The sequence below is a fragment of the Actinophytocola sp. genome (assembly GCF_036402745.1).
Classification (GTDB): domain Bacteria; phylum Actinomycetota; class Actinomycetes; order Mycobacteriales; family Pseudonocardiaceae; genus Actinophytocola.
This window is the reverse complement of sequence record NZ_DASWSJ010000384.1, coordinates 1-12443: the sequence shown is the minus strand read 5'-3', so window position 1 is coordinate 12443 and position 12443 is coordinate 1. Positions and strand designations below refer to the sequence as shown.

The window sequence follows — 12443 nt, the reverse complement described above, 5'->3', positions numbered from 1 at the left end:
GCCGGGTACACGCGGGACTTCCCGGTGGAACGCTACCTCCGGGAGGCGAAGGTCCCCCAGATCTTCGAGGGCACGAACCAGATCCAACGCGTGCTCATAGCCAGGGACCTGCGCAAGTCCTGACCCCGGCCCGCTACCCGGCTCACCGGCTGGCAGTTGTCCACAACGCGCCGACTTGTCCACATGTCGATCTTGAACCCCCAATTCGCCGACGATCCTCGGTAGACTGGCGCTGAGGGGTGCCCCCGGAGTGGGTGGGGGCTTGCGTTTCTTGCGTTCTGCCCGCGCGCGCGGGCGCGCGGGGGGCTTTTGTGCAGGTCAGCGTGGGTTTTCCACAGGTTTGGGTTGACGCGGCCGGTGTTGTCGGGGGGCGTCGGTAGGCTGGATTGCGGGGGGCCGGAGGCCGGCCCAGCCGAAGGCACGGGGCGCCGGAGGCCCGTTTCGGAGGCCCAGCCGTTTCGGAGGCCGGGGCCGGGCGGTCACTCCCGGTAGAACGGGTTCGCCGTGACGCCGACGCCCTTGGCCTCGTCGAAGTGGTAGACCTCGCGCCCATCGACGAACACGCGGACCGCGCGGCTCATCACGTCCAGCGGGTCTCCCGACCACAGCACCAGGTCCGCGTCCAGGCCCTCCTTCAGCGCGCCCACCCGGTCGTCGAGGCCCAGGATCTGCGCCGGGTTCATCGTGATCGACCGCAGGGCCGTCTCCGAGTCCAGGCCCTCCTTCACCGCGAACGTCGCCTGGTGCACCAGGTAGTCGATCGGCACGACGGGGTGATCGGTCGTCAGCGCGATGCGCACGCCCGCGCGCGCCAGGATCCCGGGGGTCCGCATCGACCGGTTGCGAACCTCCACTTTGGACCGGCCCACGATGAGCGGGCCGATGATCACCGGGATGTCCTTGGCCGCCAACGTGTCCGCCAGCAGGTGGCCCTCGGTCCCGTGGTTCACGACCAGCTTGTAGCCGAACTCCTCGGCCAGCCGGATCGCCGTGGCGATGTCGTCCGCGCGGTGGCTGTGCTGGCACCAGGGCAGGTCACCCTCCAGCACCCGCACCAGGATCTCCATCGTGGAGTCCCGGTCGAACGGCTTGGCCTCGCGGATCGCCCACTCCCGCGCCGCGCGGTAGTCCTGCGCCTTCGCGAACGCGTCCCGGATGACCGCCGCCACGCCGAGCCGGGTCGACGGCAGCTTCTTCTGCTCGCCGTACACCCGCTTCGGGTTCTCGCCCAGCGCGCTCTTCACGCTCACCGGCTCGCGCAGCAGCATGTCGTCGACCGTGCGGCCCCACGACTTCACCGCCACGGTCTGCCCGCCGATGGGATTGCCGGACCCCGGCTTGACGACCACCGTCGTGACCCCGCCGGCCAGCGCGTCGCGGAAGCCCTCGTCATCGGGGTTGATCCCGTCCAGCGCACGCAGCCGGGCACCGTTGGGGTCGGTCATCTCGTTGACGTCGATCCCCGCCCAGCCGTCGCCCTCCTCGAACACGCCGACGTGGCCGTGCGCCTCGACGAACCCGGGCAGCACCCAGGTGCCGGACGCGTCGACGATTTCCGCATCATCCGGAATGTCCACGTCGGCTTCGGCGCCGACGGCGACGATCAGCCCGTTGTCCATCAGGACGGTGCCACCCTCGATGGGCTCACCGTCGACCGGAACGACATAACCACCCGTGACAGCAGTACTCACAGCCGTGCAACCTACCCGTGCAGCGGCCGGATTCCCCACCGCCCGGTCCACGTGTCGCCCGGCGCCACGGTGATCAGGTCCGTCCCGGAGTTCAGCGCGTCCGGCGGGCACGTCATCGGCTCGATCGCCACCGCGCGGGCGCCCTTGCCGGGGAACTCCCCCGGCGTGAACACCTGCACCCAGCCGAACACCGGCTCCGCCCACACCTCGACGCCGCCACCCGGATGGGTCACCGAGTGCCGCACCAGGCCGTCCTCGCCGGGCACGCAACCGCCGAACGCCGTGTCCAGCTCCACGCCCCGCAGCGACCGCCCGCCGCGAAAGTCCAGGTCGGTGCCGTCCAGCGGCTGCGGCTTGCCGCTCGGCACCATCGTCTCCGGGTCGACCGGCAGCACGGTGCCCGCGGCGAGGGTCAGCACGCAGTCGTCGACGTCGGCGTTGCCCGGCCGCGGGTACGGATGCGTACCGACGCCGAACGGCATCTCCTCGCCGCCGGTGTTGCGCACGGTGTGCGTGACGGCCAGGCCGCCGTCCTCGAGCGCGTACTCGATCGTCGTGCTGAACGGGAACGGCCAGCCCTGCGCCTCGGCGATCTCGACGGCCAGCGTGACGGCGGACTCGGTGCGCTCGGCCACCGTCCACGGCTCGCGGCGCACGAGGCCGTGGATGGCGTTGCCCCTGGCGGGCTCGGTGACCTCCAGCTCCTGGCGCATGCCGGCGTGCGACCAGGTGGCGCCGCCGACCCGGTTGGGCCACGGCACCAGCACCGCGCCCGCCCCCAGTGGCGGCACCTCGTCGGGGCCGTAGGTCTCCACGTACGGCACACCGGCCACCTCGAAGGCACGCAGCGACGCGCCGATCATGGTGACGACCGCCCGCGCGTCGCCGCTCCTGATCTCGAGCTGCTCTCCCGTAGGTCCACTCATACGCACAGACCTTATTGCGGTCCGCTACTCACTCCTTCAACGCCTGCGGGTCGAACTCCCTGACGTCCTCGCCGCGGGCGCGCAGCCAGGCCCTGTTGACGAAGTAGAGGACGATGCCGGCGGCGATCAGGATGCCGGCGATGTAGTACTGCGCGGGATCGCGACCGGACAGACCGGGAATCGTCAGGTACAGGCACAGAACCGCACCCGCGACCGGCGCCCAGGTCGGCGCGCGGAAGTGCTTGTGCTCCATCTTCTCCCTGCGCAGCACCAGAACCGCGATGTTGACCACGGTGAATACCAGCAGCAGCAACAGACCCGTGGTGCTGCCGAGCTTGGACACCGCCGAGCTGCCGACGAACAGCACCAGCAGCGTCGCGATGCCGGTGGTGACGCCGATCGAGACCCACGGCGTGCGGCGGAACGGGTGCACGGTCGCGAACCCGCGCGGCAGCACGCCTTCGTTGGCCATGCCGTACAGGAGCCGGCTCGCCATCAGCATGTTGATGAGCGCCGAGTTGATGACCGCGAGGAGGCCGATGACGGCGAACACCCGCAGCGGGAACCCGGGCGCGCCGACCTCGATGACCTTCAGCAGCGAGCTGGTGCCGGCCGCCTCGAGCTCGTCGGCGGACAGCAGCAGCGAGGAGGTGACCGCGACGAGGATGTAGATCGCCGCCGCCGTCGCGAGGCCCGTGAGCAGGACCTTCGGGAAGATCTGCACGGGGTTTCGGCATTCCTCGGCCATGTTGACCGAGTCCTCGAAGCCGACCATCGCGAAGAACGCCAGCGAGGTGGCCGCGGTGACCGCCGCCCACGCGTTCTGGTCGTGCGTGTTGATCTCGGTGAGCCTGCTCGGCTCGCCCTGGCCCTGCAGCACGGCCCAGACGCCGACGCCGATGATGATCAGCAGGCCGGAGAGCTCGATGCAGGTGAGGACCACGTTGGCCTTGACCGACTGGGACACGCCGATGAAGTTGATCGCGGCGAGCGCCAGCATGAAGACGACCGCGATGATCGCGACGACCCACGGCGAGATCTCGATGTCGAACGACTGTGGCAGGTAGGTGCCACCGAAGCCGTGCGCGGCGGTCGAGGCCGAGGTGATGCCGGAGCACATCACGGTGAAGGCGACCAGGAACGTGAGGAACTGAATGTTGAAGGCACGGTTGGTATAGAGCGCCGCGCCGGCGGCCCGCGGGTACTTGCCGACGAGCTCCAAATAGCTGAACGCGGTGAGGAACGCGACGACGAACGCCGCCAGGAACGGGAGCCAGAGCGCGCCGCCGACCTTGCCCGCGACGTTTCCGGTCAGCGTGTAGATCCCGGTGCCCAGGATGTCGCCGAGCACGAAGAAGAACAGCAGCTTGGACCCCATGACGCGGTTCAGCGCCGGCTTCTTTTCCTCCGCGGTTGCCGGGTTCTCGGTCACCATGGCTCCCGAGCATGCCCGATCTGGTGCCCGATGACCAGATCTGATCTGTTATCTGTTCACCAACTAGCCGGCTGGTGCGACGTAGCGCCAGAACGCCGGCAGGCACGCGACGGCGACGACCGCGAGCACGATGACCAGCACTCCCCCGCCCGTCGCGGCCGTGGCGGTGCCGACACCCGCGGCGGTCCACCCGTGCAGGAGGTCGGCGACCCGCGGCCCGCCGGCGACGACGACCGTGAACACGCCCTGCATGCGGCCACGCATCTCGTCGGTGGCGGCGGACTGCAGGATCGCGCTGCGGTAGACCATGCTGACCATGTCCGCGGCGCCGGCGAGGACGAGGCAGGCGACGGCGAGCCAGAGCGCGTCGGCGAGGCCGAAGCCGATGACCGCCGCGCCCCACGCGCAGACCGCGACCGTGACGCCGACGCCGTGCCGGCGGATGTTGCCGATCCAGCCGGACGCCAGGCCGCAGAGCAGCGCGCCGATCGGGATGGCGGCGTAGAGCCAGCCGAGCGCGAGGCCGCCGCCGTACGGGTCGCCGAAGGTGCGCTCGGCCATCTCGGGGAACAGCGCCCGTGGCATGCCGGCGACCATGGCGATGATGTCGAGCAGGAACGAGGCGAGCAGCACGTTCTTCGCGGCGAGGTAGCGGAAGCCGTCGACGATGTCCCGCAGTCCCGCGGTGCGCTTGACGCCGTCCAGCGGTTTCATCCTGGGGAACTTGATCATCATCACGGTGGCTGCGCCGAGGCCCAAGCTGTCGATGAGGTAGAGGACCGGCAGGCCGGCGAGGGGCATGAGCGCGCCGGCGAGCAGCGGGCCGAAGACCATGCCGAACGAGGAGACGGTGGCGGTGAGCGCGGTGGCCGACGGGAGCAGCTCGAGCGGCACGATGCGCGCGACCGCGGCGGTGCGCGTGGGCATGTTGACGGCGACGAAGGCCTGCTGGACCGCGAGGAGGCTCAGGATGAGCCAGACGTTGTCGATGCCGAGGGCCGCCTGACCCCAGAAGAGGACCGAGGTGAGCGCGACGGCGACGTTGCTGACGAGGATGACGGTCCGGCGGTCGACCGCGTCGGCGATGGCGCCGCCCCAGAGGCCGAAGATCAGGAGCGGGACGAGCCCGAACGCGCCGGTGAGCCCGACGAACCCGGACGACCCGGTGATGTCGAAGACCTGCTTGGGCACGGCGACGGTGGTGAGCTGACTGCCGACGGCGGTGACGGCCGTGGAGACCCAGAGCCGCCGGAACGCCGGAACCCCGAGCGGCCGAGTGTCAATGGCGATCCGCCGGACACCGCGACCTGCGACTACCCCCACGCTGGAGAGCTTAGGTCAGCTAACGACCGTTGCCCTGGTGAGAGCGCTCACCGCCGGTCCGGCAGGCGCGGCGTGGCCTCCGCCCCCGGAAATCCAGCCTACCGACGCCCCCCGACAAAACCGGCCGCGCTGACTCGACCCTGTGCACCACACCCGCTGACCTGCACAAAAGCCCCCGCGCGCACGCACGCGCGGGCAGAACGCCAGAAACGTAAGCCCCCGCCCACTCCGGGGGCACCCCTCAGCGCCAGTCTACCGAGGATCGTCGGCGAATTGGGGGTTCAAGATCGACATGTGGACAGGTCGGCGCGTTGTGGACAACTCCGCCGGTCGGCCACCGGCAGGGCTCGCGCCGGCCGGCCAATGGCCGCGGCCCCCGGACGAAACCGTCCAGGGACCGCGGAAAGCCGACGCAGCGCGGGGTTACGGGCCGAGGCGCTCGACCTTCCACCCGTCGCGCTTCAGGTTGAACTGCAGGCGGTCGTGCATGCGGTCGCGGCGGCCCTGCCAGAACTCGACCACCTCCGGGCGGATGCGCCAGCCGCCCCAGTGCGGAGGTACCGGCACCTCCTCGGCGTCGGCGAAGCGGCGTTGCACGTTGGCCAGGGCGTTCTCCAGCGCGTGGCGGCCACCGACCACAATGGACTGCGGCGAGGCCCACGCACCGAGCTGGGAGCCGCGGGGGCGGCTGGCCCAGTAGGTGGCCGTCTCGGCGAAGCTGACCTTCTCGACCGTGCCGCGGACCGTGGCCTGGCGGTGCAGCGTGTACCAGGGGAACGTGGCCGACGCGTACCTCGTGGCCATCAGGTCGTGGCTCTTGGCGGAGGTGTAGTTGGTGAAGAACACGACGCCCCGCTCGTCCAGCCCCTTCGCCAGGACCGTGCGGGACGCGGGAAGACCGTCGGCGTTCGCGGTGGCCAGGACCATCGCGTTGGGCTCCGGGACGGCGGCTCGGATGGCGTCGTCCAGCCAGGCCTGCAGCTGCTCGTGCCAGGTCTCGGCCAGCTCGCCCTCGCTCAGCGTCCCCTCCTCGTAGGAGACCCGCATCTTCGGCAACTGCACGGCGATGCTGCTGGTCGCGATCTCGGCGTCCGCCATCCCTGAACTCCTAGCCGTGTAGGGATTACCTCACAGTCCGCATATCAAGCGAGGGCCTGCCGCCGATCGCCGGAAAGCCCTCATCCGTCGAAGGTACGGGTATTTCGCCCGCACGGAAACCGCGCGACGGGTGATGACGCCCACCGGAATCGATCCCGGAACTGTGCGCAGTCAGTGCTAGGCCGGACGGGTGATGGAGGCGAGGAACACCGCGCGGATCTCGCTCGCGACGGCGTCCACGGGCAGCGGCGGCTGGTGTGCCTGCCACTCCCGGAGGATCCCGGTCACCGCACCGACCAACGCGATCGCGGTGAGGTGGTAGTCGCGCTTGGGGGCGAGGCCGGCCTCGGCGACGCGGTTGCACTCCGCCTCGATGAAGTCGGTGTAGCGGGTGAACCAGTCCCGGTGCTGGAGCTCCATGGCCTGGCTGATGCCGGGCGCCTCGACGTAGTTCAGCCGCGGGTAACGCGGATCCGACGTGACCGCCGCGACGAACGCGTCCAGCAGCGTGGTGATCCGGGTCAGCGGCTCGGCGTCGACGAGCGAGTCGAGCACCGGCAGCATCCGCTTCATCGCCTCGGTGTTGATGTGCGCGTGCAGCTCGAGCAGCAGCGCCTCCTTGCTGGCGAACTTCTCGTAGAAGTTCCGGGTCGACACGCCGGCCCGCGCGCACAGGTCCGCGATCTTGGTCTTGTGGTAACCACGCGTGGTGAACTCATCGAGCGCGGCCTCGAGCAACCGCTCCCGCCGCTCGGCGCGCCGCTGTTCGGTGTCGACACCCCGGTACATACGGCTGTGCGAGCCCTGCCCCATCGGACTACCTACTCCCTCAGCTGTACTGATGCCGGGAAATTCCCAACTGGACAGCCCCGGCCAGTTGGTCTAGCTTCTGAAAATACTGATTACCACTGTGATGGCAACCACGTGAGGTCGTCGATGATGCGAATCTTCCCACGGTCACTCCGTCGCGTGCTCCTGAGTTTGCTGGCCGTGCTCACGGTGCTGTTCGCCGTGCCCAGCCAGGCAACCGCCGTTCCGGTGGGAGTTCCCGCACCATCAGACGATCCGTTTTACACCCCACCGCTACCACTTCCTTCGGGGGTCCCCGGAGATGTCATTCGGCAGCGCAAGGTAAACGCGTACGCAGATCCACTCACGTTGTTCCCGATGCCCGTGAACGCGTGGCAGATTATTTACCGTTCAACTTCCGCGACCGGTACCGCCAACGCGGTATCGGGCACCGTGCTGGTGCCGAAGACCCCGTGGCTGGGCGGCGGCGCGCGGCCGCTCGTGAGCTACGCGGTGGGCACGCACGGCCTCGGCGACTCGTGCGCGCCGTCCTACAAGCTGCGCACCGGCACCGAGACCGAGATCGCCCTCATCAGCCAGGCCCTGCTGGCCGGCTACGCGGTCGTGCTCACCGACTACGAGGGCCTCGGCACGCCCGGCCAGCACACCTACGCCGTCGGCCAGGCCGAGGGCCGCGCGGTGCTGGACGCGGCCCGCGCGGCGTTCCGGGTGCCCGGCACCGGGCTGTCGGCCAACGGACCGGTCGGCTTGTTCGGCTACTCGCAGGGCGGCCAGGCCACGACGTTCGCCGCCGAGCTGGCGCCGGCGTACGCGCCGGAACTCAACCTGGTCGGCGTCGCGACCGGCGGGGTGCCGGCGGACCTGGCGGCGGTGGCCCGGTTCAACGACGGCAACGTCGGCTTCACGCTCGTGCTGGCCGCGGCCGTGGGCTACGCGGCGGCGTACCCGGACGTGCCGTTCGAGCAGATCCTCAACGACACCGGCCGCGCCACCGTGCCGCGGGTCGAGAAGGCCTGCACGGTGGAGCTGGCGACCATCGCGCCCCTGCGCCGGCTGAACGACTTCGTCACGATGCCGGACCCGCTGGCCGACCCGCGCTGGCAGGCCCGCCTCGCGGAGAACCGCGCCGGCACGCGCGCACCGACGGCGCCGGTCTACCTCTACCACGGCACGGCCGACGAGCTGATCCCGCTGGCGGTCGGCCGCCGGCTGCGCGCGGACTGGTGCGGCCTCGGCGCGTCGGTGCAGTGGCAGGAGATCCCGCTGGCCGAACACATCCTGGGGGTCAGCGTGGGCGGCCCGGCGGCCATGACCTGGCTGGGTGACCGCTTCGCCGGCAAGCCTGTGACCAGCAACTGCTGAGCTAAGCTGATCGCATGACCGTGCTGCCGTGGCCCGATCACCTCCTCACGTTGCAGGAGTGGGACGCGTTACCAGAGGACACCTCACGCCATTACGAACTGGTTGAAGGAGTCCTCATCGTGTCCCCCCGGGCCGCGTCCATGCACCAGCGCGCCTCGCGGTGGATCGCACACACCCTCGAAGAGCAGCTGCCCGATCGGTTGACCGCGTTGCAGGATATGGAAGTCGTCATCGATGCTCGGTTCCCGGCCACCGTGCGGGCACCCGATGTCGTGGTGGCCACGAACGAACTCGCCGAGCAGAACCTGCCTCGGTTCTTCGCCTCGGACGTCCTACTCGCGGTGGAGATCATCTCCCCTGGCTCACGCAAGCAGGATCGCGTCATGAAGCCGGCGGAGTACGCCGAGGCGGGCATACCCGACTACTGGCTGATCGATCTCGAGGAGCCCGCGACGCTGACCGCCTATCTGCTGGTCGACGGCTACTACGAGATCGTCGCGGAGGTAACCGACGAGGTTCGGCTGTCCGGACCTGCGCCGGTCACCCTTGATGTGCGGAAACTGACCGCGCGGCGCTGAGCTCCAGGTGGCGCAGGGCGGTCACGGCGTCGTCGGCCAGGGCGGTGGTCAGGGTGCCGCCCGCGGCCAGGGGGGTGCGCGACCACCACTCGCCGCTGGCCGGCTCCGGGGACGTGTCGTCCACGCGTAGGTCGGTGGCCAGGACCCGCTTGCCCGCCAGGTAGGCGACACTCGCGTCGAGGTCCGGGTCGCCGATCGTGAGGTGCTGGCGCAGGACCGGGCGGCCGGCGCGGGTGACGTTCGTGCTGGTGGTGAGGGCGCCGGGGCGCTCGCCGGCCCGGCCAAGGACCAGGACCTCCCGCGTGTGCAGGCGCGCGCCGGGGGCCAGGTCGGCGGTCAGCACGGCCGCGTGGCGGGCCCGCGCGGTGATCACGGTCGGCTCGGGGAGGTGGTCGACCGACGCTTCCTCCGCGAGCCGCAGGTGCACGGCCATGCGGCTGGGCGCGCCGTGCGAGCCGGGCAGCGCCAGGGTCGCGGCGATCCCGGTCAGCACGAGGGTCGCGCCGGGTCCTACGTGGACGGTCAGGGTGAGGTCGTCGCCGCCGAGCGGGGCGGCCGCCGAGTTGAGCAGGTGGACCACCGCGGGCCCGCCGGAACCGTTGGGGCGCACCGGCATCAGCGTCAGCGGTGCCGCCGAGCGCAGCACCCGCACCACGTCGCGGCCGGCGACCCGCTCGATCCCCAGCGCGGCCGAGGCCCTCATACGAGGACCAGCTGCTCGCGCACCCAGGCCGCCACGGACGGCGCCGCCGGGGTGTCCACAAGGGACTGCAACACCACCGGGAGGCCGCCGCGGATCCGGTGGGCGTCGCCGGACATCACCGCCAGGTCGGCACCCACGAGCGGCGCCAGGTCGGTCTTGTTGATCACCAGCAGGTCCGCTGTCGTGACACCCGGGCCGCCCTTGCGCGGGACCTTGTCGCCGCCGGCGACGTCGACCACGAAGATCTGCCGGTCCACCAGGCCCCGCGAGAACACCGCGGTGAGGTTGTCGCCGCCGCTCTCGATGATCACCAGGTTCAGCGCCGGGAAGCGGTCCGTGAGCGCCTCCACCGCGTCCAGGTTCGCGGTGATGTCGTCGCGGATCGCGGTGTGCGGGCAGCAGCCGGTCTGCACCGCCTCGATCCGGGCCGGGTCGAGCACTCCGGCCCGGCGCAGGAAGTCGGCGTCCTCGGTGGTGTAGATGTCGTTGGTCACCACGGCGATCTCGAGCTCGGCGCCGAGCGCCCGGCACAGCGCGGCTACCAGCGCGGTCTTGCCGCTGCCGACGGGACCGCCGACGCCGATCCGCAGCGGGCGGCCCACCGCCGGCGGCGCGGGGTGCGGGTCGGGCTCGGCGGCGGTCGGGTCGAAGCTGACGGGGTGGGTGTGGTCGTGGTCAGCTCGCAAAGAGACGCACCTCTTCTCGGTGGTGCCGGCCGTGTTCCTCGGCCAGCAGGTCCAGGCCCGGCGCACCGGGCGCGGGCAGCACAGAGGGATCCAGCGCGGCCGACGCCGCCGCATCGGCCGCCACGGCACGCAACACGGGCGCCAGCGCGGCCACGATCCCGTTGACCCGCAACGGGTCCAGACCCAGCAGCCGCACCGCCGCGCTCGCCGGGCCGCTCACCGACAGGTACCCGGCCGCGAGCGCGGCGTCCTCGGGTGCGCCGCCCCCGGCGCCGACCACGGCACCCAGCACCACCGCGTGGTGCGGGCGCGGCGTCGCGGCCAGCAGATCGCGCAAGGGTGATCCACACCCGTTGTCCACAGTGGGGATAACGCTGGCGGCCCGCGCGGTCGCCCGGCCCTGGGTCCGCGACGCCGAACGCTGCGCCGCCGACGGGGTCCGCGCGTCCAGCTCAGCGTCCAAAGTGGACCATAGGGCAGCGCCGCGCAGCGCGCAGTGCGCGGCGGCCGCGGCGAAGACCGCGGCCAGTGCGCCCGCCGAGCGCAGCCGGCCGGTGAGGAACGGCGGCAGGTCCTCCTCGGTCCGCACCAGCCCGCGGAAGGCGGCCTCCTCCAGCCCGCCGGAGTGCACGTGCCCGCCCCCGGGGAACCGGGAGTCGGCCAGCAGCATCGCCAGGACGTCCATGGCTAGAACAGGAAGTACCGCTGCGCCATCGGCAGCTCGGCCACCGGCGCGGGCTCGATCAGCTCGCCGTCGACGTGCACGGCGAAGCTGTCCGGGTCGACGGTCACCGACGGCAGCGCGTCGTTGCCGACCATGTCCGCCTTGGTCACCCGGCGGGTGTCCGAGACCGCCACCATCGGCGTCGCCGTGCCGAGCCGGTCGGCGAGCCCGAGCGCGGCGGGCGCGACGAAGTGCAGGCTCGACGCCGACGCCACCCGCGGCGCCGCGCCGTACATCGGCCGGGCCAGCACCGGCTGCGGCGTCGGGATCGAGGCGTTCGCGTCACCCATCGCGGCCCACGCGATGAACCCGCCCTTGACGACGAGCGAGGGCTTGACGCCGAAGAACTTCGGCTCCCACAGCACGAGGTCGGCGAGCTTGCCGACCTCGACCGAGCCGATCTCGTGCGCCATGCCGTGCGCGATCGCCGGGTTGATCGTGTACTTCGCGACGTACCGGCGCGCCCGCAGGTTGTCCGCCGCGCCGTCGCCGGGCAGCGTGCCGCGGCGGCGCTTCATCACATGCGCGGTCTGCCAGGTGCGGATGACCACCTCGCCGATCCGGCCCATGGCCTGCGAGTCCGAGCTCATCATCGAGATGGCACCCATGTCGTGCAGGACGTCCTCGGCGGCGATGGTCGTCGGCCGGATCCGGCTTTCGGCGAAGGCGAGGTCCTCGGGCACCGACGGGTTGAGGTGGTGGCAGACCACCAGCATGTCGAGGTGTTCGTCGAGGGTGTTGGCGGTGTGCGGCCGGGTCGGGTTGGTTGACGACGGCAGGATGTTCGGCAGCGAGACGACCTGGATGATGTCCGGCGCGTGCCCGCCGCCGGCGCCTTCGGTGTGGTACGCGTTGATCGAGCGCCCGCCGATGGCGTCCACAGTGGACTCCAGGAAGCCGGCCTCGTTCAGGGTGTCCGTGTGGATGGCCACCTGGACACCGGATTCGTCGGCCACCGTCAGACAGGCGTCGATGGCGGCTGGTGTCGTGCCCCAGTCTTCGTGCAGCTTGAACCCGCCGGCTCCCGCCGCGAGCTGCTCGCGCAGCGCCTCGCGCCGGACGGTGTTCCCCTTGCCCAGCAGCAGGACGTTCACCGGGTAACCGTCC

At 70.9% G+C, this 12443-nt stretch carries 13 protein-coding genes; 3 read left to right on the top strand and 10 right to left on the bottom strand.

What is annotated here, in order from left to right:
• Positions 1 to 123 (top strand): acyl-CoA dehydrogenase family protein (locus tag VGD70_RS34230; RefSeq protein WP_331088834.1); only part of this gene is annotated, 123 nt, incomplete at its 5' end.
• 356 nt (positions 124 to 479) lie between these two features.
• On the opposite strand, the gene VGD70_RS34225 is transcribed toward VGD70_RS34230, so the two are convergent.
• The 6 genes from VGD70_RS34225 to VGD70_RS34200 form a co-directional block, all read right to left on the bottom strand.
• Complete coding sequence (locus VGD70_RS34225; protein ID WP_331088832.1) at positions 480 to 1691, bottom strand: amidohydrolase; 1212 nt, start codon at positions 1689 to 1691, stop codon at positions 480 to 482.
• A gap of 11 nt (positions 1692 to 1702) precedes the next feature.
• Positions 1703 to 2617: an aldose 1-epimerase family protein gene (locus VGD70_RS34220; RefSeq protein ID WP_331088830.1), complete on the bottom strand. Its 915-nt coding sequence runs from the start codon at positions 2615 to 2617 to the stop codon at positions 1703 to 1705.
• Positions 2618 to 2645: 28 nt separating this feature from the next.
• A complete protein-coding gene (locus VGD70_RS34215) occupies positions 2646 to 4052 on the bottom strand; it encodes an APC family permease (RefSeq protein ID WP_331088828.1) in 1407 nt (468 codons plus the stop codon).
• Positions 4053 to 4115: 63 nt separating this feature from the next.
• Positions 4116 to 5375: an MFS transporter gene (locus VGD70_RS34210; RefSeq protein ID WP_331088826.1), complete on the bottom strand. Its 1260-nt coding sequence runs from the start codon at positions 5373 to 5375 to the stop codon at positions 4116 to 4118.
• Between the two features lie 423 nt (positions 5376 to 5798).
• Positions 5799 to 6473, bottom strand: a complete 675-nt coding sequence (gene pdxH, locus VGD70_RS34205; RefSeq protein WP_331088824.1) for a pyridoxamine 5'-phosphate oxidase — start codon at positions 6471 to 6473, stop codon at positions 5799 to 5801.
• Positions 6474 to 6650: 177 nt separating this feature from the next.
• Positions 6651 to 7286 carry a TetR/AcrR family transcriptional regulator gene (locus VGD70_RS34200; protein ID WP_331088822.1) on the bottom strand — a complete coding sequence of 212 codons (636 nt, stop codon included), beginning with the start codon at positions 7284 to 7286 and terminating at the stop codon, positions 6651 to 6653.
• Between the two features lie 126 nt (positions 7287 to 7412).
• Between VGD70_RS34200 and VGD70_RS34195 the strand changes: the two genes are divergently transcribed.
• Both VGD70_RS34195 and VGD70_RS34190 read left to right on the top strand, forming a co-directional pair.
• Entirely contained in the window at positions 7413 to 8645 is a 1233-nt protein-coding gene (locus tag VGD70_RS34195) for a lipase family protein (RefSeq protein WP_414638131.1), read from the top strand.
• 14 nt (positions 8646 to 8659) lie between these two features.
• The gene (locus VGD70_RS34190; RefSeq protein ID WP_331088818.1) at positions 8660 to 9223 is read left to right on the top strand and encodes a Uma2 family endonuclease; all 564 of its coding nucleotides are present in this window, start codon (positions 8660 to 8662) and stop codon (positions 9221 to 9223) included.
• Here VGD70_RS34190 and VGD70_RS34185 read toward each other — a convergent pair.
• The 4 genes from VGD70_RS34185 to VGD70_RS34170 form a co-directional block, all read right to left on the bottom strand.
• On the bottom strand, positions 9186 to 9926 hold the full coding sequence (locus VGD70_RS34185) for an urease accessory protein UreD (protein WP_331088816.1): 741 nt from the start codon (positions 9924 to 9926) through the stop codon (positions 9186 to 9188). The genes VGD70_RS34190 and VGD70_RS34185 overlap by 38 nt on opposite strands.
• Positions 9923 to 10612: an urease accessory protein UreG gene (gene ureG / locus VGD70_RS34180; RefSeq protein WP_331088814.1), complete on the bottom strand. Its 690-nt coding sequence runs from the start codon at positions 10610 to 10612 to the stop codon at positions 9923 to 9925. Before ureG ends, VGD70_RS34185 begins: the two co-directional genes overlap by 4 nt.
• On the bottom strand, positions 10602 to 11297 hold the full coding sequence (locus tag VGD70_RS34175; RefSeq protein ID WP_331088812.1) for an urease accessory protein UreF: 696 nt from the start codon (positions 11295 to 11297) through the stop codon (positions 10602 to 10604). Before VGD70_RS34175 ends, ureG begins: the two co-directional genes overlap by 11 nt.
• A gap of 2 nt (positions 11298 to 11299) precedes the next feature.
• A partial coding sequence (locus VGD70_RS34170; protein ID WP_331088810.1) for an urease subunit alpha occupies positions 11300 to 12443 on the bottom strand: 1144 nt, incomplete at its 5' end.